The sequence below is a fragment of the Vibrio sp. Of7-15 genome, assembly GCF_022347565.1.
Classification (GTDB): domain Bacteria; phylum Pseudomonadota; class Gammaproteobacteria; order Enterobacterales; family Vibrionaceae; genus NORP241.
In genome coordinates this window covers 142,047-167,843 of sequence record NZ_JAKRGH010000004.1, presented here as the reverse complement: position 1 = coordinate 167,843, position 25,797 = coordinate 142,047, and the positions used below count along the sequence as shown (strand labels likewise).

22 protein-coding genes are annotated in these 25,797 nt (G+C 41.1%); 12 read left to right on the top strand and 10 right to left on the bottom strand.

Features of this window, described 5'->3' with window-relative positions; translation table 11 throughout:
- Positions 1 to 38: 38 nt before the first annotated feature.
- Positions 39 to 629 (top strand): peptidoglycan-binding domain-containing protein, encoded by a 591-nt coding sequence (locus MHO82_RS06905; protein ID WP_239183137.1) that lies wholly within the window; start codon positions 39 to 41, stop codon positions 627 to 629.
- Between the two features lie 77 nt (positions 630 to 706).
- On the opposite strand, the gene MHO82_RS06900 is transcribed toward MHO82_RS06905, so the two are convergent.
- From MHO82_RS06900 to MHO82_RS06880, 5 genes are all read right to left on the bottom strand, one after another.
- Positions 707 to 2,983, bottom strand: a complete 2,277-nt coding sequence (locus MHO82_RS06900) for a glycoside hydrolase (protein WP_239183136.1) — start codon at positions 2,981 to 2,983, stop codon at positions 707 to 709.
- A gap of 108 nt (positions 2,984 to 3,091) precedes the next feature.
- Positions 3,092 to 3,967: a DUF2861 family protein gene (locus MHO82_RS06895; protein WP_239183135.1), complete on the bottom strand. Its 876-nt coding sequence runs from the start codon at positions 3,965 to 3,967 to the stop codon at positions 3,092 to 3,094.
- Positions 3,968 to 3,970: 3 nt separating this feature from the next.
- Complete coding sequence (locus tag MHO82_RS06890; RefSeq protein ID WP_239183134.1) at positions 3,971 to 4,618, bottom strand: response regulator transcription factor; 648 nt, start codon at positions 4,616 to 4,618, stop codon at positions 3,971 to 3,973.
- The gene (locus MHO82_RS06885) at positions 4,615 to 6,066 is read right to left on the bottom strand and encodes a DUF3404 domain-containing protein (protein ID WP_239183133.1); all 1,452 of its coding nucleotides are present in this window, start codon (positions 6,064 to 6,066) and stop codon (positions 4,615 to 4,617) included. Before MHO82_RS06885 ends, MHO82_RS06890 begins: the two co-directional genes overlap by 4 nt.
- A gap of 119 nt (positions 6,067 to 6,185) precedes the next feature.
- The gene (locus MHO82_RS06880; RefSeq protein ID WP_239183132.1) at positions 6,186 to 6,650 is read right to left on the bottom strand and encodes an Lrp/AsnC family transcriptional regulator; all 465 of its coding nucleotides are present in this window, start codon (positions 6,648 to 6,650) and stop codon (positions 6,186 to 6,188) included.
- 119 nt (positions 6,651 to 6,769) lie between these two features.
- Between MHO82_RS06880 and MHO82_RS06875 the strand changes: the two genes are divergently transcribed.
- The 4 genes from MHO82_RS06875 (at position 6,770) to MHO82_RS06860 (ending at position 11,843) form a co-directional block, all read left to right on the top strand.
- Positions 6,770 to 7,732, top strand: a complete 963-nt coding sequence (locus tag MHO82_RS06875) for a hypothetical protein (RefSeq protein ID WP_239183131.1) — start codon at positions 6,770 to 6,772, stop codon at positions 7,730 to 7,732.
- Between the two features lie 946 nt (positions 7,733 to 8,678).
- Positions 8,679 to 9,476, top strand: a complete 798-nt coding sequence (locus MHO82_RS06870; protein ID WP_239183130.1) for a phytanoyl-CoA dioxygenase family protein — start codon at positions 8,679 to 8,681, stop codon at positions 9,474 to 9,476.
- A 39-nt stretch (positions 9,477 to 9,515) separates the two neighbouring features.
- Positions 9,516 to 10,394, top strand: a complete 879-nt coding sequence (locus MHO82_RS06865; RefSeq protein WP_239183129.1) for a glycosyltransferase family A protein — start codon at positions 9,516 to 9,518, stop codon at positions 10,392 to 10,394.
- An 81-nt stretch (positions 10,395 to 10,475) separates the two neighbouring features.
- The gene (locus MHO82_RS06860; protein ID WP_239183128.1) at positions 10,476 to 11,843 is read left to right on the top strand and encodes an MATE family efflux transporter; all 1,368 of its coding nucleotides are present in this window, start codon (positions 10,476 to 10,478) and stop codon (positions 11,841 to 11,843) included.
- Between the two features lie 147 nt (positions 11,844 to 11,990).
- On the opposite strand, the gene speG is transcribed toward MHO82_RS06860, so the two are convergent.
- Complete coding sequence (speG, locus tag MHO82_RS06855) at positions 11,991 to 12,515, bottom strand: spermidine N1-acetyltransferase (protein ID WP_239183127.1); 525 nt, start codon at positions 12,513 to 12,515, stop codon at positions 11,991 to 11,993.
- Positions 12,516 to 12,989: 474 nt separating this feature from the next.
- Between speG and MHO82_RS06850 the strand changes: the two genes are divergently transcribed.
- Genes MHO82_RS06850 through MHO82_RS06840 form a run of 3 tightly spaced genes read left to right on the top strand, consistent with a single transcriptional unit; the run spans position 12,990 to position 16,876 of the window.
- The gene (locus tag MHO82_RS06850; protein ID WP_239183126.1) at positions 12,990 to 13,604 is read left to right on the top strand and encodes a hypothetical protein; all 615 of its coding nucleotides are present in this window, start codon (positions 12,990 to 12,992) and stop codon (positions 13,602 to 13,604) included.
- Positions 13,605 to 13,643: 39 nt separating this feature from the next.
- Entirely contained in the window at positions 13,644 to 16,313 is a 2,670-nt protein-coding gene (locus tag MHO82_RS06845; RefSeq protein ID WP_239183125.1) for a S8 family serine peptidase, read from the top strand.
- Positions 16,310 to 16,876 (top strand): protease complex subunit PrcB family protein, encoded by a 567-nt coding sequence (locus MHO82_RS06840; RefSeq protein WP_239183124.1) that lies wholly within the window; start codon positions 16,310 to 16,312, stop codon positions 16,874 to 16,876. Before MHO82_RS06845 ends, MHO82_RS06840 begins: the two co-directional genes overlap by 4 nt.
- Positions 16,877 to 16,940: 64 nt before the next feature.
- Here the strand turns inward: MHO82_RS06840 and MHO82_RS06835 are convergent, their stop codons facing one another.
- Positions 16,941 to 18,218, bottom strand: coding sequence for a divalent metal cation transporter (locus tag MHO82_RS06835; protein WP_239183123.1), 1,278 nt, complete (start codon positions 18,216 to 18,218; stop codon positions 16,941 to 16,943).
- Between the two features lie 639 nt (positions 18,219 to 18,857).
- On the opposite strand from MHO82_RS06835, the gene rsgA reads away from it, so the two are divergent.
- On the top strand, positions 18,858 to 19,916 hold the full coding sequence (gene rsgA, locus MHO82_RS06830; RefSeq protein WP_239183122.1) for a ribosome small subunit-dependent GTPase A: 1,059 nt from the start codon (positions 18,858 to 18,860) through the stop codon (positions 19,914 to 19,916).
- Between the two features lie 28 nt (positions 19,917 to 19,944).
- Here rsgA and MHO82_RS06825 read toward each other — a convergent pair whose 3' ends face one another.
- Positions 19,945 to 20,352 (bottom strand): GFA family protein, encoded by a 408-nt coding sequence (locus tag MHO82_RS06825; protein WP_239183121.1) that lies wholly within the window; start codon positions 20,350 to 20,352, stop codon positions 19,945 to 19,947.
- 38 nt (positions 20,353 to 20,390) lie between these two features.
- Positions 20,391 to 20,867 carry an HAD hydrolase-like protein gene (locus MHO82_RS06820; RefSeq protein ID WP_239183120.1) on the bottom strand — a complete coding sequence of 159 codons (477 nt, stop codon included), beginning with the start codon at positions 20,865 to 20,867 and terminating at the stop codon, positions 20,391 to 20,393.
- Positions 20,868 to 21,011: 144 nt separating this feature from the next.
- On the opposite strand from MHO82_RS06820, the gene MHO82_RS06815 reads away from it, so the two are divergent.
- From MHO82_RS06815 to MHO82_RS06805, 3 genes are all read left to right on the top strand, one after another.
- Positions 21,012 to 21,362: a RidA family protein gene (locus MHO82_RS06815; protein WP_239183119.1), complete on the top strand. Its 351-nt coding sequence runs from the start codon at positions 21,012 to 21,014 to the stop codon at positions 21,360 to 21,362.
- 257 nt (positions 21,363 to 21,619) lie between these two features.
- Positions 21,620 to 22,234 (top strand): NAD(P)H-dependent oxidoreductase, encoded by a 615-nt coding sequence (locus MHO82_RS06810; protein WP_239183247.1) that lies wholly within the window; start codon positions 21,620 to 21,622, stop codon positions 22,232 to 22,234.
- Between the two features lie 2 nt (positions 22,235 to 22,236).
- The gene (locus MHO82_RS06805; protein ID WP_239183118.1) at positions 22,237 to 24,162 is read left to right on the top strand and encodes a monovalent cation:proton antiporter-2 (CPA2) family protein; all 1,926 of its coding nucleotides are present in this window, start codon (positions 22,237 to 22,239) and stop codon (positions 24,160 to 24,162) included.
- Between the two features lie 99 nt (positions 24,163 to 24,261).
- On the opposite strand, the gene MHO82_RS06800 is transcribed toward MHO82_RS06805, so the two are convergent.
- Positions 24,262 to 25,503, bottom strand: a complete 1,242-nt coding sequence (locus MHO82_RS06800; RefSeq protein ID WP_239183117.1) for a lysozyme inhibitor LprI family protein — start codon at positions 25,501 to 25,503, stop codon at positions 24,262 to 24,264.
- Positions 25,504 to 25,797: the final 294 nt, after the last annotated feature.

The following is a 25,797-nucleotide window of genomic DNA, read 5'->3' as shown; positions in this document are numbered from 1 at the left end:
CTATATTGGTATAAAGAGGATAAAACAAGGAGCGTTTCATGAAAGCGTTAACGTTATGGATAGCCTTTAGTATTTCATTGTTTAGCTCGCTCTCTGTGATGGCAGAAGATGCAGAAGGGAAATTTGCCATCAAAGGAGTGGGTAATCAAAGCTGCCCTGTCTTTGTGCGGGAACTAGAAGAAGGAACGCATAACCGATATTTGTTTGCTGGTTGGCTTAATGGTTATATCACAGCTAGTAATCAGCACCTTGAACAAACGTTTGATTTAAGCTCATGGGAAAACATTAATACGTTATCGAATTACATTGTTCAGTATTGTAAGAATAACCCTAAGCACAGTTTTTATGTGGCATCTGCTCAGGTTTTAGGTGCCTTGTATGAATATCGAATGCAAGGTTTCAGCCGTTTGCTGACATTGCAAAACGAAACTGAACGATCTTTTGTGTATGAAACGGTGTTGGTTGATGTACAAAAAGAGCTGAAAAAAACAGGAATTTATACTGGTGAAGTCAGTGGAAAGTTTGATAAACCCACTGTTCAAGCCATTAAAAAATTTCAGGAAGACAATAAGTTAAATGTAAATGGTATGCCAGATCAATACACTCTACATGCGCTATTGAGGCAGTAAAGTTATTATTGAATTCGGTATAGATGACCGAACACCACCAGATATGGTTTTGTCTGGTGGTGTTTTTTATTGAAACGCTATTTTTTGAACGCTTTACTTTGCCAAGTTATCTCTTTGTTTGCTAATTGGGCACGAATGGCCATTGCTGGAAGAGTTTGTGATGCTACTTTTCTTGGCTTGGAATCAAAATTAGCGGTGATGGTGCTGCCATCGCTGTAGGTGGTTCGTTGCAAAAGCTTATCTTCAGATAAATATTCAAACTGATTGAGTTTCTTGTTCCATAATACTTGGTGAATAGGTAAAAAACCTGTTTGATAGTGAAGTAATGTTTTAACTCGTGATGATGTTGTGCTGGTTACATCATCTTGGCTTAAATGCACCATTGGAGGCGTGTTGTAGAGCATACTTGCAATATCGCGAATACCTTGTACTTCTGGAAACTTCAAGCTGTCGCTGTGCCAGTGGTGGCTAGTAATTATCTCATCATGAAAAACGGCTTGATATAAAGGCACTTTAAATTCAGGAGAGAACAATAACGTTTTATAGGGCTGTTTTAGCTTGGCGGTTTTAAAAAAGTACTCAGGCTTATGATCAGGATACCAGCGTCCTAAATAATAAGGCGAGGTGCGGTTTTTAGTCATGTCTTTGTCTGTCCAGCCAAACCCTACCGTTTCCATCCCGTGAGCAAAAGTAACCCCTTTTGTGGTAATCGCATTACCATCTTCCGTACCAAGAATGACATTTTGCTTTTGGCTTACCCAGTTCATTCGATCGTTAAAGCCACTGGCCATCTCTTTTTGTTTCATCATACGGCGTGGCGAGTAATCGTCCCTTACCATGCCCGTGCCATCCACATCGAGAAACAAACTATTAAATCCACCATATTGAATGATCTGGCTGATTCTATTTTCAACGATATTGCGGCCACAGGCAGGGTTTAAATAAGCACCGTTTCCTCTAAATCCTGATTTTATGGTTCCGTCTTTTAATACAATGGCGCACGCTTTTCTCATGCGCGCTGGCAACTGGGCCGAGAGCCACGTGTCATTAAGGGCTTTGGGAATGGCAGTATTGTAAGAGTCGTAGCTGCCAATTAAGTAACCAGACTGCTTAGCTAGTTTGATAGCCTGGGGTTGATAGAAAGCTGGTGTCCATTTATCTAGCCCTAGCCATAATTTTTTTAAACCCGCTTTGGTGAGTGTTTTTATCCCTTTTTCTGATAAGCCTTGTCCCCACAGTTCGGAATTTATTAAGTATGCAGAAGCTGAGTCTGCTAGGTATTTTTTGCGTTTTTGGGCTGCGTTATATTGATTTCTTATATGATCATTATCTTCTACATTTCCTTTTACGGGGATATAACGGTTCAACGCTGTGTTAATGCTATTGACTAGGAGTTGCTTCTGATATTTATTGATCCAGTCTCGGCCTTTCTTTAAATGTGTGAGTGTTTTAGTTTCTGAGTCAACATAAGGAAGCAATGGGTTTTGCGGTTTTTTGAATAACCAATCGAGCAGTCCCCACCAATCAGAAACGTCGTTAGTAGAAAGTAGATCATTGCCAAATAAGTAAACGTGGCTGGCTCCGATGATTTTTTCTGCGTCGCTGTTGCTTGCCACTTTTTGGGTTAGTGGTTCGTATAAACCTTGTTGTGCTCGATACCGGCGATAGCGGTGAGCACCTGACAAGATATGGTTACCTAGTGTGATAGAAACAGAGAATACATCGTTTACATTAAGGGAATTAAACGTATGGTTTGCCGTCATCTTGAGCTTGTTTTTGGTGCTTGATGAAAACTGAAGTTCATTATTGTACGGATTAAGAAGTAGCCAGTTGACATAGGTAGAAGGTGCTTTGTTTGCGCGGTCACCGAATGTCACGGGGCGTGCTTTTTGGCTCCAAAATGGCATCTTAAGATCAATGGTGGTGTTTGAGCCAGAGTATTGTTCAACGAGGTAATCCACCCAAAGCGTTGAATCCGTTGGAATCCGCATGCCTTCATTAAATGGCATTAGAAGTTCACTGGTTTGTTGTACGGGCAATGAGAACCAATTCAAATGCGTTTCTTTTTCAGCGTTAAAGGTGAGTGTGAGTTCACCGTTCTCAATAGTAGCTTGTGCCGTTATTTTTTCTTCAGGCCACTTCCAACTCAGGCTGGTATCTTGCTTTGAAAGCAGTTCAACTGAGTGTGCCGGAAGTGCTTCATTTACAGGGTAAGTTAAGCTGTTTTTTTGCCAACTGATCGCTAATGTTTGTGGATCGATCGTAACCTTGTTTGTGCCATCGCTGAGTGTGGCCGCGTAGCTGTTTATGGATAGAACAAGCCCTGTGAGTGGAACTAAAAATAATGCTTTCATTGTATTTAAGGTAAAAGAAAAGTCGTGTTGTTATTACAGCGTTTTTCTAAAATGAATTGTCACCACGATGTCTTCTTTTACCTTAAACTCATTTTGTCATTTCTCTGGTTAGAAAAAATCGGCAGGTAACGTTAGCCTTTGTTGCTGAGCGACTTGGACTTTAGGCTGAAAGTGGCTTTGGGTTACCACAATACTTAAATGACGAGCGTCTGCTGGTGCTTGGAACTGAGTAATCTGAGTGTTAAAAGGAGTAAACAGACTCGGTTCTAGAAGTTGGTACTGTGCATCAAACCACTGCTGTTGAGCGGTGGGCGGTGGGCAGTAGCGATTTGAGTTTGGTGTTGTTAAGTTAATACTTTGTTCGGTTGATTCATTTTTAAAAGTAATCCAATTTGTGTGTGTGAATGGTGTTATGACAACCGGAATAGGTTGCGAACCATTCAAGGTCAGCTGATATAAGCCAGCAGGAATAGGTTTAAAGTATTCGGTACTTTCAATTTCTACATAACCATCTTGTGGTTTCAACGACTGCCCTTCCAGCCATGTTTTCCCGTTTGAGTCGGAAAGGATAACACTGACTTTCTTAGATTGATCATTAAGCACCACTTTTAACTGATACAAAGATTGGCGTAAATTGCTTTTGCGAAGCACAATGAGCCTGATTCTGTCTTCGTGTTGCTGATCGTAAGTCGAATCTTGGTATGGTAATGAAGACAATTGTTGGCCACAGTGGCTCTGTTTGATGATTTCATTAAAAAGAGGAAGCCAGTAAGGAGTTAGTTCTGTACGTACTGGTTGCTGTAAAACTTGTGTGAGTTTTTGCCATGCAATGTGTGGAGTGTTATCCATCAGTGCTTGATAGCTTAGCTGTAAGTCCGTTTTGGCAAACCAAGCACTGTTATTTCCACTCGGTGAATTTGAAGCTTGTACATGAAGGCTCATAAAGAGCGCTACGATGAAGAAAGAACGATAAGAATAGTTCATGAGCTATACCTTAGATTTCAAGCGATAGCCAATGCCGCGTAATGTTTCTATATGCAGATTCGGTAACTTTTGGCGTAAATGTAAAATGTGGTTATCAACCGTTCGGGTAGAAGGAAAGGCTTGGTGTCCCCATACTTTATTGAGTAACTCATCACGGTGATAAACGCGGTTTGGGTTTTTAACCAGTAGTGCGAGTAACTGAAATTCTTTCGGTTTTAATGAAACCTCTACTCCTTGATGGAAAGTTGTTCTGGTCGATAGGTTTATTTTTAAATCATGGAATGAAATTTCAGCATCACCTAAAGGGCGCAGTTGCACTTGAATGCGTGCCAGCAGCTCTTCATTCGCAAAAGGTTTTAGCATGTAATCGCGCGCGCCCGCATTTAATCCGTCAATACGATCATCAAGTTCTGTTCTAGCCGTGAGGATGATGACAGGGATGGCTTTTTTAGCTAACCAGTTTGGCAAATGAGTCAAGCTATCGCCATCCGGCAACTGCCTATCAAGGATCACTAAATCGGCTTGGAACCAATATTGTTCAGCGTGTTTTGCCTGTGTGATCCAGCGACAAGAAAAACCATGAGAGTGTAAGTATTGCTGCAATCCTTCGCCGAGCAGAGGATCATCTTCAATAAGCAGTAATTGGTTCATAAAGGAAGTTCCAAAGTGTAACGAGTGGGTTGTTTCTGGTGAGTAAGTCTTCCACCTAATTTCGTCATAATACGTTTGATCAGGGTTAACCCAATCCCCATGCCTGAGGAGTTTGATGGTGTACGTTGAGCCAATGCTGACCATATTGTTTTTGCTTTGCCACTGTCTTTTACTTCAATGTATAGGCTGCGGGTAATTGTGACGTTAATCGAAATAGGCTCTGCACCATGAGACAAGGCATTTCGGATCAAATTATCTAGGCATAAACCCAGCCAATAATAGGGGAGGGTCAGTTCTTGATCTTTATCGAGGGTATAATCTAAATCATATTGCTCTACGCAACTGTCTAGCCAATCTGATACATACGCTGTTTGGTTATATAAAAAGTTATGTTTATTTTTACTCAGGTAACTTTTACTGGTTTCCGTGAGTTTTTTTAATCGAGAGTGATCCGCTAATAAGCGCCCAAAAGCGGCTTGAGTTGGCTCATTAAAGCTATCGAATTGCTCACGAAGTTGTTCCACCGTTAGTCCTAAGCTAGCGATGGGAGTTCTTAATTCGTGGGTTAAGAGTTGTAAAATAAATCGCTTCTCTTGACTTGCTCTGCGTCGCTCAATGATCAAACGAACCAAGCTGATTAAAGAGATGACAGAAAGCGTGATGAAAAGTACCCATAGCCCTACTTGGCTCTTTGCTTTGTTTTGAACACATAAATTTCCATCTGTTACTGGGCAAAATTGATCGGACGTTATAGGTGTAATCGTCAGTTTATGTTTGTTTGCAATAGGAAGCCAAACGTTGGGTTTTAAGTGGTAGATCCCCGTTGGAAAATGCACCCAGAGTTGGTTATCAGCCGTAATATAGGTTATGTACGTGCTTAAAATGGTTTCTTTACTTTCGTCGGGCAATAATGCGAGAGACTGAAATAAAGGGTGATAAGCGTTATTAAGGGTGAGCAATCTTTGATGTTTATTAAGAAATACAGAGACTTCATCACTTTGTTGTCCATGTTTTTTAGTTAGGTAAGCAAGGTAGCGATCGGCATAACTGCCACCAGCTGGGTGTTGCGATTGTTCTATTTGAAACCAAGCGTCTGAGAGTGCGGAGCCTGAGCATAAAGCCAATTCAAATTCAGTACTGAGTTTCATCATGGGGGATTGGAATTGCTCTAGATTGGCTGGTAAATGGCACTGCTCTTTAATACGGTACAGAGACATTAACTGTGACCAAGAAACTTGGTTTAAAGCAGGAAACTGGCTATCGGGTAACAATAATAGTGTTGGGTATTGATTCAATTCCTCTTGAGTTACGACAGGGGCAATATTGAGCGATTGCAGTTGTTGATGAAATGACTGCCAGCGCTGAGCGGTAGTATTACTTTCTGGAGTTTCACCGTAGCTAGTAGCAGAGAACAGAGCCATGAAGAGAAGAATAATATTTTTTGTCATGCTCTACACCAAATACAGAAAGGGTGGAAAAGTATAGGTAAATTATGGCTGGTTTTGTCTTCTGAGTGTAAATATTGCTATTGCTTGGATATAAGCTCAAATGCGTTCGCTCAGAGGAGTTAATCTGGAATATGAACTGACGTCTCGTATTTTACTCTGTTCATTGAAATGAGTGTACGAAAGTTTTTCATGTTTGGTTCGCTGTAAAGCAGTCGGTCGCAAAAGGCTTGGTAGGTGGGCATATCAGGCACAACTACCAATAATACGAAATCTACTTCGCCCGTGACTTGGTAGCACTCTTTGACTTCTTGGGCTTTCTTTACTCGTTGGATAAAGGCTTTGTAAAGATCTTGCCGATCTCGCTCCATTTCAACTTCCACCACCATATGTAAGCATGGGCCAAGCTTGCTTTGATCTAATAAAGCGACTTTGCGGCTGATCACTTCTTCTTTTTGTAGTCTTTTCACTCGCTTTAAACAGGCTGGTGGAGAGAGCCCTACGCGATCGGCAAGCTCCACGTTTGTCATTGAGGCGTCATCTTGCAATTGGCGCAAAATGGCTTTATCTGTACGATCAAGAAACATAATTAACTTTTTCCTTTAAATAAGAAATTTATATTAACCTCAAGGTGTAACTAATAGAAATATTTCTAACCTCTCTTTTTATAATTTTGTTTATAGTTTGATAAGAATAAGGAAAGAAAATGACCATTACCTTCAAAGGAGTAGGAGAGGCAGGCTTAGCTTTACTACAAGATGCATGGAAGGTGTACATTACTTTACTCAAAGTCATGGTGCCGGCTCTTATTGTGGTAAAAGCACTCGATATGGTCGGGGGAACTGAGTGGTTAGCTCAAATGTTGTCGCCTTTAATGCAGTTAGTGGGTTTGCCAGAGCAAATGGGGCTTGTGTGGGCTACAGCGATTTTAACGAATATTTACACGGCACTAGTAGTCTTTTTTGATGTTGCTGCGGGGCAAGATCTGAGTGTCGCTGACGTGTCTGTTTTAGGTATTTTATTATTGGTGGCCCATTCACTGCCTATTGAAGGCGCTGTTGCAAAAATGACAGGCGTAAGCTGGCGAATCACGGTTCCGTTAAGGTTGGTGGGTGGTTTTGTGCTTGCTGCTATTGTGAATCAAGTGTATCAGGCTGGTGATTGGCAGCAGCAACCTGCGGTGATTTTGTGGCAGCCAGAACAGCAATCTGCGGCGTTGTCAGACTGGGTATTAAATCAAGCTTCTATATTGGCGACCATCTTTTTTATTATTGCAGGTTTAATGTTGCTATTACGCGTTCTGAGGTTGATCGGTATTGAAGCCTTAATGCAAAAAATGCTGTCGCCATTATTGCGTTCGTTAACCATTGGTAAAGAAGCCACTAATGTTACGATTATTGGCTTGACGCTGGGGTTGAGTTTTGGGGCTGGGCTACTGATTGATGAAGCAAAGTCGGGCAATATTGGTAAGCGGGATATTTTACTGTCGGTGTGCTTCTTGGGTTTAGCGCATAGCTTAATTGAAGATACTTTGTTGATTTTACTGATTGGAGCGGATATTACGTCCATTTTATGGGGTAGGTTGTTATTTGCCATTGTGGTGATTGCTGCCATGGCGAGGTTAGTTCCAAGGGATACCTTACCAGTGTCTAAAGTGTCACTAAGTTAAACAAGATAATAATTTAGTTAAACTTGAATTTAGATAATAAGAGAAAAATGGCGATGACGTTTAATCATCGCCATTTTTTAGACCCCTGATATATGGAGTGGCCTTTATATTACGATTAAGAAAATCGCTAAGGAAAAGAGCAGCTCAGAGCTTAGTAAGTAGTGATGGAAATCAAGGTTGTACAGCAACACTATTGATGAAAAGAACTTTATTGATAGAATTAATATTCTGTACCTTAGGTTTAATCTTTATTTTGGGTGTATTAGCCTCGTAAAAGTATTCCTTTTTCTATGTTTTATATTTTTTATCAATGGAAAATTTCTTCATTCGAAACTTCTTAATATTAACATTAGAGTTTTAGGTAAAGTATGAAGCAAGAATTGGACTTGTGATCAAGATTTAAATAGAAAAGTAAGGCTGGTTAATGTGTTTTTTATATATAATTAGAGCAGTTTCAATAGTGTATTAATGTTTAATGATGTGTTTCATATTATTTTTGTGAGTTCTACCCAGTAATAAGACGCCATACCAATATACAAATTAAAATGCGATACATATCTCCTTTATTCTCTGGGAGGGGGGCTTAATTTCTTGTAACATATGCACACTTTAAAATAAGTATTAAATGTGAGCATAGATAAAAATTATAATTATATAATTAAGGTTGAGCCTGGTTTTATATTTCTTCGAAAATATAAAATAAGTGGTTAAATAGTCAGAGCCTAGTTAGGAAATAAATCTAAAAATCATGAAACTTTACCAGTGAATTTAATTCAGTGGGAATGTTTCATGCGTATAATTCCTTAAAGAGCTATTTGTAATCAAGCTATTTATAGTTTTAATTATTTAAAGTTGCCGCATTGAAAAACGTAAATGTTTCTTTGTATGGTCATTCCGATTGAAATTGGAAGACCAGGTTATTTTTATGTATTAAGTGGAGTTGCCCTTGAAAAATTTACCTAAGTATAAAGTTGGGGGATTTGAGATTGTACGTGATCTCTTATCACTGTCGGAACTGAAAAACCTTGTAGAGTTTTATGATGAGGTGTTTTCGTCTCAGGAAGCTTATGACAACGGTGACCTGTATGATATGGCGGGAAAAGAACACGGTAATAACATGAGGCGTTGGAAAGTGCCGCAACTTATGCACCCTGATCGTTATTGTCCTAGTTTAAAAGAGACAGATCTGTTTAAGGATGCTTCTGAGTTTGCGTCAGACTACTTTGGCGAAAAGGCAACAGTTACCTTCGCTCATGCGATCAACAAGAACCCTCATTGCACCGCTGAAACCCCTTGGCATCAGGATGCGGCATTTTGGCGTCCAGAGTTGAAATACAACAGTGTCAGTATTTGGGTTCCACTTCAAGATGTAGATACCCACAATGGCTGCATGAGGTACATTGAAGGGAGTCATGAATATGATGTTCTTCCTCATCAGTCGGTTAATAACAATATCAACGCACAAGGTTTTGAATTGGCCAGTGAGCTACAGCCAAAATTTTTGCAAAATGTCACGCCAGTACCGTTGAAGGTTGGTGAAGCGGTTGCACATTGTCCTTACGTATTACATTCAGCTGGTGCAAACCAATCTAGTGATTTCCGACGTGCACTTATTATTGATGCATCCATTGCTCATGAAGATAGACAACGGAAATGTCACTTTGAGTGGGTTGAAAAACGCCGTACAAGAAGAAGTGAAATCCTCGAATCTATGAATGTGCATTGGACCGGTGAACCTGCGTAATAACTGGTGAGTAAATAAGTAGTTAAGGAAATAGTTAAAATGGAAACTAAAGTAACACCAATCTTTTCAATTGTTCTTGCAACGCACAATAGGCCTGATTTTTTGAAACGAGCGCTAGACAGTGCTTTATCTCAAAGTTTTACGGACTTTGAAATTATTGTGGTTGATGACGGCTCAACTTTAGACAACAGCATCGTAATGGCTGAGTTTGAAGCTGATAACATAAGATATATTAAAAACGAAAAGTCCCTTGGTGTATCTGGCGCAAGAAATGTGGGTATTGATAACGCGAAAGGTAACTATATCTGCTTTTTAGATGATGATGATGCTCTTCATCCCGCGTTTTTAGAAAGAACGAAGGAAGTAATGGAAAAAACAGACGATAGTATAGGCTTTACATTTTCGGGGGTCATGAAGATGTTTTCTGATGAAAATGGAAAACTGATTCGCTCGGAAAAAAGTGATCACCACACTCCGTACTCCCAAGAAGAGCTGGTCAATGTGGCATCTCGAATTGGTGCTTCTCATGGTTACTGTGTAAAACGTAAATGCGTAGAAAAAGTCGGCGGTTTTGATATTAACTTGCGAAAAGGTGAAGATACCGATTTTACTTTGAAGCTCATGGATAACGGCTTCATGCCGACAGTTGTTCCTGATCCATTGATGTTTTTGCACAAACATCATCTTCCCCACTTAGCCGTAAACGATAGTCAACGTCTTGAGATATGTGAACTATTACTTGCGCGATATGAATCATTTTTCCAGCGCCATTCAATGGCTTGGGTTGAGTTGGCTAGCTTTACGCAGTCTCTCCATCTGGAGCAGGGAAATGAAGAGCGTGCGGATTATTATGGGAAGTTGATCAGTGAGAGGGGCGTAACAAGAGATATGGCGTTAGCCAATGTTGGCTGCTCTTAAAGTTAGATACAAACTAGGAAATTAACTTATCCCGATAACAGTGACATTGTTATCGGGATATTCAAATTTATAAGGAACATTATGAAACCTTACAAGGATATCTTATTCCTTGCTGTCCCTATCGCATTACATAGTGTGTTATTTGCAAGTCTTGGCTTTATCGATACGTTTATGCTTTCCGCTCTCGGTGGCGATACGGTTGCGGCTGCGGGGATAGGATCTAGAGTATTGTGGTTTATTTCTAACGTCATTGTTGGAATTAGTGGTGCGACAACCATCTTTTGTGCTCAGTATTGGGGAGCGAAAGATAAAAAGAACCTTAATGTATCGATTCATATAGGAATGATACATGCCGTTATTGCCTCTAGTGTACTTGTCACCTGTGTTCTGTTATTCCGTGATCAGATTGCATCCATCATGACGAATGATGAGACTATTGCAGTAATGGCTACTGATTACATTCAAATATCTATTCTGTGTGTGCTGGTTACGAGCTTCTCCGTGATTTGGGGAGCTGGTCTAAGAGCGATACAAAAGCCGAAATTGGTGCTTTATCTTTTTGTTTTTGAATTGGTTATGAATGTTTCTTTGAACTACCTGCTGATTTTTGGCCATTTCGGCTTTCCAGCTCTTGGTCTCGAAGGAGCCGCATGGGGTACTCTGATCGCGAGATCAACATCAACCCTTGTACTTTTCTTTTATGTTAATGCTCGTGAAAAAATACTGTGTTTCTCGAAAGCTTCCTTTGCGGTGGCGCGAGACAAGGCCAGAAACATTACTTTTGCCAAAATTGCTTTGCCGATTATTGGCGGAGAAATTATTTGGAGCGGTGGGATTACTGCCTATCATACGATTTATGGCAACATTGATGGAACGGCGCTTGCCGCGATGTCAATTTTGGCTCCGCTGGAAATATTGTTAGGCTCCTTTAGTTGGGGTTGTGCGGCAGCAGTTGGCGTTCTTGTTGGTGAAAAAATTGGTGCTAACAAGCAAGAAGAGTTGAGTGTGTATATTCGTGCAGGGTTAATTTCTTCTATCACAGTTGGTGGAACGATTGTTGGGATCTTATGGGTCGCGCAAAAACCTCTTATTGGTTTGTTTGACGGCGTTGAACCTGAAGTACTGAATGCCGTGCATCTCTTGTTCCCATTCATATTGGCTTCCATTTTCCTGCGCTCCGTTACGATGACGTCGATGTCAGGTATCTTAAAAAGTGGTGGCGACACGAAGTTTGCGATGAACCTCGATTTGGTTGCTCAGTGGTTTGGTGCTATTCCAATTATGCTTGTTCTCGCGTTCTGGTTCGAATTACCTGTTCAATACGTGTATACAGCAGTCTTGTTGGAAGAAGCGTTGAAGATGATTCCGGTTATCCTGCGTATTAGAAGCGGCAAGTGGATCAAAAACTTATCGCAAGATATGCCTTCAGCAGAACCGACGCCAGCATAAAGACCTGATAGAAAACATTGCATTAGTCACTTATCAGAGTTGAAAATTTAATAAAAAACACCCCAGAGCAGGGGTGTTTTTTTATATGCCGTGTTTGTCGTTGCGATTGTGTTGGAGTGGTATACAGAGTGCTTTTTATTGTGTGGTTCACGTGACGTTCTGTAGTAAATAATCACGCTGTAAAATATACATACGTTTAACGTCTTTATATTGACCATTAATGAAAAATTGCTGTACTAAATGTCCTTCTTCAATAAAGCCGGCTTTGTTGTACAAATGAAGGGCTTTTACATTTTCAGTTGCGACATGAAGGTAGATTTTGTTGAGATTTAAAATCGTAAAAGCGTAGTCAAGAGCGAGTTTTATTAAAGATATCGCGTACCCGTGCCCTTGATAATCTGGGGTAATGATGATTTGAAATTCAGCACTGCGGTGAATGTAATCAATTTCTACTAATTCGACCAAACCAATGGCATCGCTGTTTTTGTTTTCGGCAATAAAGCGTCGCTCGGCGTTGTCATGAATGTGTTTATTATACAGCTCTTCCAGTTCATCAAATGATTCATAAGGCTCTTCAAACCAGTAAGACATAATGCTTCGATTGTTATTCAGTTGGTGGATAAACCTTAAATCACTTCTTTCTAGTGCTCTTAATTTGATGCTGTTACTCATGTGATTAAATCCTTTTAAGTTATTGCGTACAGTAAGTATACCTCGAACAGAGCTTTTCAATTAAGGTCATTGATTTGTATATGAAAGTGAACTTTAATCAATCAGGCAAATGAAATGGGTGCATGTAATGGTGTAGGAAAATTTTACATATTCAGTTTAATAGCAATTATGTGCTTACTCTCTTTTCTCTTTGATTTTTTAGATGCTTTCCTTACTGAATCGAATTTAATTATTTTCATACTCGTTACCTCGTCAATATTTTTTACAGTTGATATAAAAGTCATTATCACCGTGAAGAAGAAACCTTATTAAAATTAGGGTATTGATGAATAAGTTACTAAATGGTGCGATTTATGCAGTTATTTTATGGGGTTTATGTGAGCCAATACTGTTGTAGTTAGTTACGTATATTTGTCAGTCGCTTTCTATAATGACTAAATGCTCAGTAATGATAGTGTGATATAGGAGCGTAGAATGAAGGTTAGATCTGTCCTCATTGGTGTAGTGTTGTTGCTGTTTTCTCATTTTTCAGCAGCTACTGTCATTGTGCTAGATCCTCTTGCAACCAGCGTTGGTGTAGGAGATTCTGTCACAGTCCATCTCGATATCACAGGGCTTGCCCCTCCTGGTGTTTCTGTTATTCATGCCGATATCTATTTTGACCCAACAGTGATTGCTTTTATGGATGCAGTTGCAGGTGATTTTTTTGCTTTGAATCCTGCGAGTATGTGGGGAGATCCGGTGACTTTCCCGCTATTCCCAGGTGCTCCGGTTGATCCAACGGCTGTTTCTCCGGTGACTCTACCTGATGAGATTGGCTTTGACTTTGTGGAGCTCTTCTTCATGCCATCTATGGTCGATGGAACCTTGGTCGAACTGACGTTTAAGGCGGTTGGGGCAGGCGTTGCAAGTTTAGCCTTTAATGATGTGGTTGTGCTTGACGCAGCAGGGGCACCTTCTTTTGCGAGTGATGTGCTAGATGATATTACCGTGAGTGCAGTCTCTGTTTCAGAACCTAATATGTTGTCATTACTGGGTGTTGTAGCTTTTGGAGTAGTTTGGCTACGGCGACGTTGTAGTCAAACTTAGTTACTGATATGCAGCAATAACTAAGAGGAGGAAGGTATCATGCGCTCATATACTATACCCAGTACAGCGCTGTTACTCACAACAACCCTTTGTTTACCGATAGGAGGAGCACAAGCAGCAGCCGGGGTTAGCCTGACTGCTTTAGATCTAAATGGTGATTTGGTGATTAACAGTTTGGATATTTTTGAAATGATCCAATGTTTTAATCAACCAGCCAGTAACCCTGAGTGTACGCAGGCTGATTTTAATGGTGATGGTACGGTTGGTTATTCTGACTACCAACTTCTTTTTCAACATTATGGGCAGCCAGTGCCCTCCGCAGATGTCGCTATTTCTGGTGACAACTCACTTCTTATCCCTGTTGGTGAGATCTTAAACGTGGTTTATAGCGTTGAATTTACCACCAGCACGCCGGGTAGTTTTAATCTAGATTACAGTGAATCCGAAAATCCACTGGGCGGTTTACTGATCAGTAATGATGCTTTTGGTTCAATAGGAGTTACAGACACAGAAACGGTCCTTATTAATGAGACTATTCAAGGCCTAGCACCGGGAGAATACACATTAACGAAAACAGTGATGATTGACGATCCCCCTGTTACAACGAATTTTGATGTCACTGTTACTGTTGTTGATCCCGCAGTCGATAATCCTATGCTGAGTTTGCCTGGGGCATTCCCTTCAGGTATTGAGCCTGATGTGCCAACTGCGGTGACATTCAGCTCTTTACTTAGTGGCACAAGCCGAACACCAGATAGTGTTGAGATCAGAAAGGTCGGGGAAAGTGGTGAAGATCTCGGCCTGATTGTTACTTTAAATGATAATGGCGTTGCCCCTGATGGTGCAGCCAGTGACTTTGCATTTACGGGTGCCGACTTAGTAACGGGTAGCACTGAAGCCACTATTAACTTTAAAGCATTTGCACACTTCCCAGAAGGCGATACGGCAGAATCACCAGTAGGAATGTTAGTGATAACCGATTTGCCTATCGGGTTAGGTACTCCTTTATCTGAAGATGATATTTTTACTGATCCTGATTTAAATACTGAGGTGGTTAAAGGACAGGTATTGGTGGAGTTATCTGGCGACTGTAGTGATACTGCTGCTGCGGAAGCGGCTATTGAAGCACTTGGTTACGAGGTATTGGGCTATGAGCCTGCGTTATGTTTGATGACGGTAGGTGTCCCGACTACGGTGGCATTGGTTGATGCAATTGCGATATTAGAGTCTGAGCTCGCTTTTTTGAGTGCTGAAGCAAATGGCGTGGATGTGCTATCGGAATGGGTTCCGAATGATCCTAATTATGCCACTCAGTGGGGGTTTCCTAAATCAAGGGCCGATGAAGCTTGGGTGATTTCTCGCGGAGCCGGGATTTTAGTGGGGGTTGTGGATACTGGCGCTGATTTGGATCACCCTGATTTAGCGGCTAATTTATGGAAGGTTGTGATCCCTGCGTTAGGTATTAATTGGTTAGGCTATGATGCCGTTGATGGAGATTCTATTCCTGAAGATGCTAATAGCCACGGGACTCATGTCGCGGGAACCATTGCTGCCGTGACGAATAATGCGACTCAAGTATCAGGAATGGCTCCTAATGCAACGCTCTTTATTGTGCGTACATTAGGTCCTGGCGGCGGTTCACATGCTCAATTTGCGGATGGAGTGAAAAGAGCCGCAGACATGGGCGTGAAAATTATTAACTATAGTGGAGGAGGAAGCCATTCGGCCACTAAACAAAATGGTGTGAATTATGCGGTAGGTAAAGGCGTGCTCTTTATTGCAGCAGCAGGTAATGATAATACCTCATCAACGACGAGTGCTTTCCCTGCGGCTTATGCAAACGTTATGGCGATTGGGTCAACCACCACAACGGATGGCCGCTCTGGTTTCTCCAACTTTGGTGCTTGGGTATCTATGGCTGCACCAGGGTCTGGTATTCTGTCACTTGGGCTAGCGGGTACTACGTCAACCAAAAATGGTACCTCAATGGCGACACCACATGTAGCCGGCGCTGCAGCCTTAGTGTGGGCGACAAACCCAGGATTAACTGCAGCTCAGGTTCAATCCCGATTAGAGAAAACGGCGAAGCCATTACCAGGGCTACAGTTGGGTAAAGGCCGACTTGATGCTTTCAATGCTATTTTTAACGGTAGCTTTGAAAATAACCTTGTTGGTTGGACGCCATCAGGGACTGCGGCTTCGACAACTCTTCTAGGGCCTCTAAGTCCCCCAGATGGAGCAAGAATGGGCTATATCAGCTCTGGTCCAGCAGAAAGTAACCTCTCAACCACAATTACTCAAGACTTTGTTGTGCAGCCTGGAGTGACAAGTATTCCTGTTCAAGTTACTTACAATATGGTGACAGAAGAATACCCTGAATGGGTAGGAACAGAGTTTAATGATTGTACTCAGATCACCATTGTTGCCCCAGATGGCAGTAATAATGTTGTTGCGTTTGAATCGGTGAACAGTTCCGTATTTTCTCCTATCGGAGGGATTAATTTACCGGGCGGAGATGACACTGTTGGTCAAACTGGCTGGAAAACAAGGGCTGTTTCTGTACCTGTAACTGGCGGGCCGGGTATGTATCGAACCTTCATTACTGATGCTGGCGATGACATTTTCGATTCAGTTGTTTTGATAGACAATATCAGCTTTAAGGCGAGTATGCCTCTTTCTCCATTATTACCAGGAGGATGTGGCGGTTGAGGAATGCAGTTAGCCTAGCCATGGCGAGTAGTATTCTTTTTCTAGGTTGTGGCTACATTGAATCTGAATCTCAGGACGATGTAGCCACAAGTAAGCAGGAGGAAAGGCCAGAGATGGTGGATCAGTCTTCTGAAAATCACGCTGAGGAAGCGCCTGATTCACCATCTTACCCTTTTCTAGGTCAGCCTGTGTCTTATGAAACTCTGCCGCTGAATGATGTAAAATTGGATGAAATAGAGACAAAGCATCTAGTGTGGGATATGGAGGAAAGCTTTACCGCTTTTTGGTCGATTTATGCTACCTCGCAGCCACCTGATATTAATTTTGAACAAGAGATGGTGATTGGCATTTTCTGGGGAGCGAAAGCCAGTGGGGGCTACGATTTGGTGGTAGAGCATGTTGGGCTTGAGCAGGAAGAAGTGTATATCTATTACCAAAAGCGCCACCCTAACCCTGAGCGTGATTACATCTCAATGATTGTTTACCCCGCTGCTTTATTTGTTATTCCTGTGGAGCAATCGAAAGTTAACTTTTTTGATCGCAATGTGATCAGAAGAGATTAACTCCTGCTAATTTTTCTGTTTAACAGGAGCCTTATTTTGTTGATAAATCTTTAATTCGTTATGATTACATTAACCACTTCCACCAAATAAACACGGCTAAGAAACCAAATAAGTAGGTTAGGCCCGCCCATGAAAGCCATTTCATTGTACGGTTGAAAGCCAGTTCTTGCGGTAAGTTCGCTTTTACTACTAATAGGTAGTTGATTAGAGCAAAGATAGGTGTTGTCATGAAGGCCAGAACCATCGCAAAATCAAGCATTGCCATCAGAGAAGAAGTAAAGAAAACTAAAATTCCCATTGCTGTCGACCCTATCAGAATCATCCAGCCATAGTGATAACGACGGTTTCCTAGTTCTTTATTTTGAATTAATAAGTTGGATTCGGCTAACGCACGGGCATAGCCATCAATGACAGTGATAGTACTACCAAAAATACAGAAAAAGGCGATAACGGCGATTAAGTAGCGTGACCATTCCCCAATGCTTGTGGCGTACATACCGACAAGTTGATGTGAGAAGCCAATCCCAGAGCTTTTCAGTTCTTCGCCATTTCCATGCAGTACTAATGCCCCTAAAGAGAGAAAAACAATAGCCAAAACCGCAGTGCCAATGTAACCCACATTAAAGTCAAATAAGGCCGACTTTGCCGTTACTTTTTGTTCTTTTCTCTGACTTTTTAGCCATAAAGAAGTTAAACATGATATCTCAATTGGTGCTGGCATCCATCCCATCATAACAACAATGAAACCAATAGAAGCGATGGTCCAAGGAGAAGGGGATTCAAACTCTACAGGAGCGACACTGCCTTGGCCTGCTGCCACTATGACGGCACTGACGGTAGCAATCACAAGTACAGACATAATTACTTTGGAAAGAGTATCGAGTGCTTTGTAGTGCCCAGCGAATAAAATGATAAGGCAGGCAACCAGTACAACGCCAGCAAGGGTAGTTAGAGGCAGCTCAAAAGGCAGAAAATAGCCAAGTAGACTCGCACTAAAAAGTAATAGTGCTGCGGTATTAACGATGCTAGAAACGACATTTAATCCGGTGAAGAGCCATAAGTAGCCACGCCCTAGTTCATTATATCCTTGGATCAGGCTATTTCCTGTGCCCATGGTGTATTGCACGCCAGCTCTGAAAAATGGGTATTTAAAAAGGTTTACGAGCAAAATTAATCCAACCAGCTGCCAGCCATAAATAGCACCAGACTTGGTAGAGGCAACAAGGTGAGAGCCACCAACGGCGGCAGTGGCCATCATGATACCTGGGCCGAGAGAATGAATGAGCTGCTTGAATTTATTATTGGAAGTGGGGTCACTGGAGGCTGACACTGAAGTTTGCATGATTAGAACCTGCTTAATTATTGTTCATTACTTTAGTTTGCGTAACACTATTGATAGGTAAGCTTTTTATTATCTTTAGCGATAGGCTTTATATTTTAAATTAATGCTTTTAATTGTTTTGGAGTATTTATCGAACATAATGACTATTTTTCTATGTTTTTAATACATTATGCAACCAGTGTCTAATTAGCATTTAGAGTAAAAAGTCAACTTGGTGTTGTTTTTTGGTTAATTATTGTTATTGGTGATGCTTGGTTGGTCTTATATGCCGAATTACCAATTTAAAAAACAATAAAATTTTAAAAGTGTATAGAGTGTTAGTAAATTATATGAGTATGATTATTAATCATCATAGAGTGAGTAGGGAGAGTAGATATACATACCTATTGGCATAGAGAATGAAGTTTGTTAGATTGAGTACGTTTTTAACCACTGATGGAGATTGTATTGATGATTGTATTAAAAGCTAACTGGGCACGCCGAGAGCTGTCTCTTTAAACGTAATTTGCTCTCCTGCCCGGTATTCAAGCCGGGGTCTGGATCTTAAAAACAGAGTCTTTGCGCTTTGTGACAGATCGCTATACCCCTGATTAAATTATTTTATTCAGGCGCACTCGTATAGATGCGCTAGGGGTTTCAATGTCAAATTCAATTACTTTGCCACAACTAGGTTGGCAGCCATTTTTCCAACAACAACTTTCCCTCGAAGAGTGGGGACAAGTACGGATCGCTCGTGTTATGGCACATCACCGTAATGGTTTTTTGCTTAGTATGGCTCAAGAGGAAAACTCGAAAGAAACGAGCTTTACTTTACCCATTAATTCAAAAATGAGTGATGTCACCGTTGGTGATTGGCTTTTGTTAGATGACGATAATCGATTCATTCGAGTATTGGATAGATTATCTGAATTCAGCCGTAAAGCTGCTGGCAGTAAAGTTCAGGCACAAATGATCGCTGCGAATGTGGATACAGTATTCATTGTTTGCTCACTTAATGATGACTTTAATTTAAGTCGAATAGAGCGCTATTTAGCGCTAACTCATGACGCAGGTGCTGAGCCTGTGGTGGTTCTCACTAAAGCAGATTGTTGTGACGATCCGTATCAATACGTACAGCAAGTTCAGCAGTTAGAGCCAATGCTAATGGTGGAAGCCGTTAATGGGTTGGATCCTGATAGCGTTACTCCATTGCTTCATTGGTGTGGTGTTGGAAAAACCGTCGCGTTTCTTGGTTCATCTGGTGTTGGTAAATCAACACTGGTAAATACCTTGCTGGGTTCAGAAGCGCAGCAAACGGGCGGTATTCGTGAAGATGACAGCAAAGGCCGGCATACCACAACAGGTCGTGCTATGCATGTGATGCCATCGGGCGGTTTATTGCTTGATACACCAGGAATGCGAGAGTTACAGCTCGCTTCTTGTGAGCAAGGAATTGCCGACGCTTTTTCGGAAATTACTGAATTAGCGGAGCAGTGTCGCTTTTCAGATTGTCAGCATCAAACAGAGCCAGGTTGTACTGTACAAGCTGCGTTAGAGTCAGGAGAACTTGATCCTAGGCGCTTTAAAAATTACGAAAAGCTCAAAAGAGAACAGGCCAGAAATGGGGCTTCTTTGGCAGAGATTCGTGAACAAAACCGCAGCTTAACTAAGATGTATCGCACGACTCAAAGTGCTTCTCGTAAGCGAAAACAAGGTTAATTGATTAGCATAACATCTAACTATGGCCCTACTCAGTGAGTGGGGCTTTTTTGTTTGCTTTCATTCTATCTGCGGGGTGATTTACTCCATCCATCACCGGAATGTCTTTCAATTCAAATGGGTTGACGCCTTCTAAACAGGCAACGTTGAAGCCATATTGATGTGGGTTAGATCGCCGTTGGTGATGCGTGTAAATACCGCATTTTGAGCAAAAATAGTGCCTCGCCGTATGAGTGTTAAATTGGTATAAGCTTAGGACATCTTGCCCTTTAATGATTCTAATACCATCTAAAGAGATAGAAGCGACAATAGCACCACGTCGGCGGCACATAGAGCAGTCACACCGACGTACATCAACCAGTCCGTTAGGTAAATGTACTTCGAACTCTACAGAGCCACAATGACACGATCCTTTATGCAATTGTTTGATATCCATATCTATCTCCATAATGAATGACGCAATAGTTTTATGTGTTATTTATGTAATTCAGATAACGAATGAATAATGGTGAGCTTTTCTTCTGTTAGTGAAGGTTTTTTGTTTTCACGATAAAGCCAGACGGCATTTATACCTGCATCTAAAGCGGGTTGAATGTCTTTTTGCCAAGTATCACCAACCATGGTGACATTTTCTGGTAGTACGCCAAGCTTGTTTAAAATTTCGGGTAAAAAGCGTGGATCGCCTTTTTTAATTTTAAGGTTAGAGAAGCAAAAATAGCCAGAAATAAAAGCATCTAAATCGACACGTTTAAATGCCGCTTTAATTTCATCTTCATTAGACTCAGCAGCACTGGTTGCAATATAAATGTCATTTTCTTGAGACAAAGCACTAAGAGCTTCGTGAGCCCCTTCAACCGATTCAACATGGTGCCAGTCGCACATTTTTCCTTCTAATGCAGGGTAATCGACCATGAGAGTGTCACCCCAATCAAATAAAAATACTTTTTTCATAAGAGATCTTTTTATTGTTGAGTGGAATTTAAACAATATCAAAAGAGTAACACAATTTCATAGGGCTACAATTATCGATATCTCAATAGATACGGTTTAGAATAGTCTCTTGAGTTTTTTCAAAGTAAATAAAGGTTAACTAAGATGATCGAACGTCTAGAAACTGGCCAGCGCATGAGCCGTATTGTAAAGCACAACGGCACTATCTACTTATGTGGTCAAGTATGTGCAGACGCGACGCAAGGCATTAAAGAGCAAACACAAACCATGCTAGACAAAGTAGAAGCACTGCTTGAGCAAGCGGGGAGTGACAAAGAACACATGCTTTCTGCAACCATTTACATCAAAGACATGAAAGATTTCGTGGAAATGAATGAAGTATGGGATAACTGGGTTCCACAAGGGCACGCACCTGCCCGTGCTTGTGTTGAAGCAAGTATGGCTCGGGATGCACTTCTTGTTGAAATCTCAGTGGTTGCTGCCGAAAAAGCGTAAATACCTATTATCGTTAGCTGATTGTTATGATCAGCAGTATTCATAAAAAGAGGATCTGGTGATCCTCTTTTTTCGTTTTTGCATACAGTAGTTAAGTTAGAACAGTATTTGAATCAGAAATAAGGCACGGCATGTTCACTCAATGGCTTGGGAGCATACCAATGTGTGAATGCACATGTTATTTTTACGTTAATGACTTTACATATGGATAAAAAGGGCTGCACTACTTCCCCTTTTTCTTATTAAGGATAACTATGCTGGAAAACAAGAAAGTACTCGTGCTATTTGCCCATCCTTCCCCTGAGCGATCTGAAATAAACCTTCCTTTGTTTAAAGCAGCCCAACATATTGACGGTGTTACCGCGGTTGATCTATATGCTGAATATCCCACTTTTCGAATTGATATTGATAAAGAGCAGCAGCGTTTACGTGAACATGATGTGATTATTTTTTTGTTTCCTATGTATTGGTATTCAACCCCCTCACTGCTTAAAGAGTGGCAAGACTTGGTGCTTGAATATGGGTTTGCTTATGGCCCTGAAGGTGATGAGTTATATGAGAAAAAATTTATGTGCGCGTTGACCGCTGGTGGATCTGAAAAGGCGTACCGAGCAGAAGGTTATAACCATTTTACGATTCGTGAACTTTTGCAGCCATTAGAACAAACGGCAGCGCTTACAGGGATGACTTACTTGGCACCATTTGCTTTGTTTGGTTCTCGCACCGCAGTGGAAGAAGACCGGGTAGAAGAACACATAGATCAATGGCAGCGATTACTGGTTGCTTTTCATTATGATCAGATTGATCTACAAATGGCGACTTCCTTAAATAAAATTAATGATGATCTAGAGTCTGTGATCAACGGAAGGTAATAATGACTAGTTATTTTTTATCTGCATTCATCTACTTAGCGGCTGCTGTTATTGCTGTTCCTATTGCAAAAAAACTCGGTTTAGGCTCGGTGTTAGGTTATCTAATCGCAGGGGTTGTGATTGGGCCCTTGATTGGTCTAGTTGGGGAAGAGACCACATCTATTCAACATTTTGCTGAATTTGGCGTTGTCATGATGCTGTTTTTGGTCGGGTTAGAGTTAGAGCCTAAGATGCTGTGGGAAATGCGTAACCGCTTGATTGGACTTGGAGGATTACAAGTTGGTCTCACGGTGAGTGCCGTAACAGGAATCGCTTTATGGTTTGTTGAGCAATGGACCGTTGCACTTGCTATTGGCTTGATCTTTTCACTTTCCTCGACGGCCATAGTTTTACAAACGTTTAATGAAAAAGGGTTAGCAAAAACAGAAGGTGGGAAAAACGCGTTTTCAGTGCTGCTATTCCAAGACATAGCCGTGATCCCAATGTTGGCGTTAATCCCTTTATTGGCGCTGCCAGATCTGGTCGAAAAAGCGAAAAGTGTGGCAAGTAGTGCTGCTGAACATCATGAAGAGCTTAGTCTAGTTGTAGGGTTGCCGGGGTGGGCCTATGCCATGGTGGTGATTGCGGCTATTGCTGGCGTTGTGATTGGTGGGCACTATTTAAGTCGTCCGTTGTTTCGATTTGTAGCAAGCTCTGGTTTACGTGAAATATTTACGGCCACCGCGTTGATGCTAGTGATTGGTATCGCAGCTTTAATGAGTTTAGTGGGATTATCACCAGCCCTAGGCACGTTTTTGGCCGGTGTAGTTTTGGCTAACTCCGAGTTTCGTCATGAATTAGAATCGAATATTGAGCCGTTTAAAGGTTTGTTGTTAGGGCTTTTCTTTATCACCGTCGGGGCGGGTATCGACTTTGGTGTTTTGTTCAATGACCTTGGTGGCATTGTTGCCATGACATTGGGCCTAATGGCACTAAAAGCCTTCGTATTGCTGATCTTGACTGTGATTTTTAAGATCCGGTGCAGTGATCGCTGGTTATTTTCTCTTAGTTTGGCACAAGCGGGTGAGTTTGGTTTCGTTCTATTAAGTTTTACGGTTCAGCAACACGTTTTACCTGTTGATATTGCTCAGCCGTTATCGTTGGTTGTTGCGTTGTCCATGTTTTTAACACCAGGGTTATTCATTTTCTTTGATAAGATGATCGTGCCTCGTTATGAAAAGACCTTAAACTCAAGGGAAGCCGATGAGATTGAAGAAACGGGCACTGTTATTATCGCTGGAGTCGGACGATTTGGTCAGATCATTAACCGCTTATTAGTGGCTAATAATGTGAAAACCATCGCATTGGATCATGGTACAAGGCAAGTAGATGTACTGCGTAAGATCGGAACTAAGAGCTACTACGGGGATGCAACTCGTCCTGATCTACTTCATACGGCAGGAATTGAACACGCCCAACTTTTTGTGATTGCGATTGATGATACTGAGCGTGCTGTAGAGCTAGCAAAATACATTAAACATACTTACCCACATGTGAAAATTTTAGCGAGAGCTTACGATAGAGGCCATCACTATGCGCTTAAATCGGTAGGGGCGGACATCATCATTAGCGAAACGTACCATTCTGCGTTAAAGCTGGGCACTGAAGCGTTAAAAGAAGTGGGCTTTCATCCATTTAAGGTTGAGCAACTCAAAGCTGCCTTTTTAGATGTTGAAGCGAAAAGTAAAGAAGGGCTGTACCAAGCATGGAAAAATAGCACTGAAGATAATAAATACTCTTCAGACTACGTTAACTTATTCATGCAGTTAGAAGATGAGATTGAAAAAGCCATGTCGGGAGACAGAGAAGATGGCCATACTCGCACTGAGCGTGGTTGGACACCACCCCCACGTGATTATACGAAGTCGTTAGGATCATCGCCTGATTAGGTGGTGCTTATTTATTATTTTTAGGGTTATCGTAGCGGCGTGTTGATGAAACAGCCGCTACTTTGAATAGAAGGATGAGTGAAGTACGAGGAGTGTTGTCTATGGTCTTACCGCAAGCATAAGAGCACCATCATTAACACCACCACCGGCATGAATATAAACGATATAGTCGCGGTCTTGATAGCGGAATGGATACGGGCTAATAGCGGTATGTTCTGGTACTATTTTCTGGACGATATCGGCATTGTTTGTATATTCCCAGATACAAGCAAGTCTTTCTCCTTCATTATCAAAATAGAGTGATTTATCATCTGGGCTCCAAGTAAGATCATAAATAGACCACCATTTACGGGATTCAGTATTTGTCATTACGTCAGGCATGATATTAATGGAGTCTGTTATGCTGTCATAAATGGCAATGGTTTGTGATTCAGCAAGGGATTTATCTGTTATTAGCTCTGTCATTCTTCGTAAATACTCGCCCTCTTTCCCAGTAACATTAGCCCCAAGTTTTTTATAGGCAAGCTGTGAAGTGACTAAAGCTAATTTTGTTCCATCATTTGATAAAGCCCAACGACTGTATTCACGACTGCTTTGATTTATAAAAGGGATATTATAGTCTTCCTTTGCCAAGGTACGAGCAGGAGCAGAAGCCGATTGTGAGCCAATATCGTAAGCCATTTCTTGTAATTTCGTTTTGTGTCTATCTACCCATTTATAGTAAAAAAGCTCGTTTCCTTTGATATACATCTCATAGGTGACCCCAGAATCAACAACATGGCTTTGTTTAGTTAATGGGTTATATTCATGAATGACAGTCTTTTCATTGTTTTTTGGGGAGTTTTTATAATAAATGAAAACTTGTTCATTAACGACGGCAGCGATAGGCTCAAATGCATCGGTATCCGAGCTCAGCAGTTCTTTACGTAACCAGGGCTTATAAACTTCATCATCGATTTTTTCCAGTGCTTTGGCAGAATATTCGTCGAGTGCACTTTTATCAGGAAGAGTCATTCCTTGCGTGAGATCGGTAGGATCTTTCTTGATCATTTTGTCTAAGAGAACATTGATTCTATCAATAAAGAACTGTTCACAGTCAGCTAACTGGCTACAAGATTGGTTTCTTTGTTTTAACCAAGCTCGTTGCTCTGATCTAAGGGTAGTATTCTGTGGCTCTTTGAGGGCATTCACATATAGAGTATGGATAACTTCATCCATGGTGCTTAACGAATTATTAGCACAGATCATCTTCTCTGTTTGAGTGCTAGCAAGCTCACAGTTGAAGCTAGCCGCATGAGAAGAAGCGCTAAAAAGTGAAAATAACAAAACGAGTCTTTTCATGAGCATAGGCTTTTTATCAAGGGAAAGTGAGCGCAACAATACTCAAATAGACTACTGAGTTCAATGCAATATAGAGAGTATTAAAGCGTTTGTTATCTACATCACATTGATTTCAGTTATAAGCGTTTTTCATGTGTAAAAAGCTTAAGTGAAGAATAGGCTATTTAAATGCTTAAAAAACACCTAAATAGCGGCTAAGGGCAAACCAAAGAGGTAAAAAAATCAAATAAATAATAATTGCTTTTTTTAGCATAATTTATCCATTGTACGTTCATGAGGTCTGATTTTTTAATC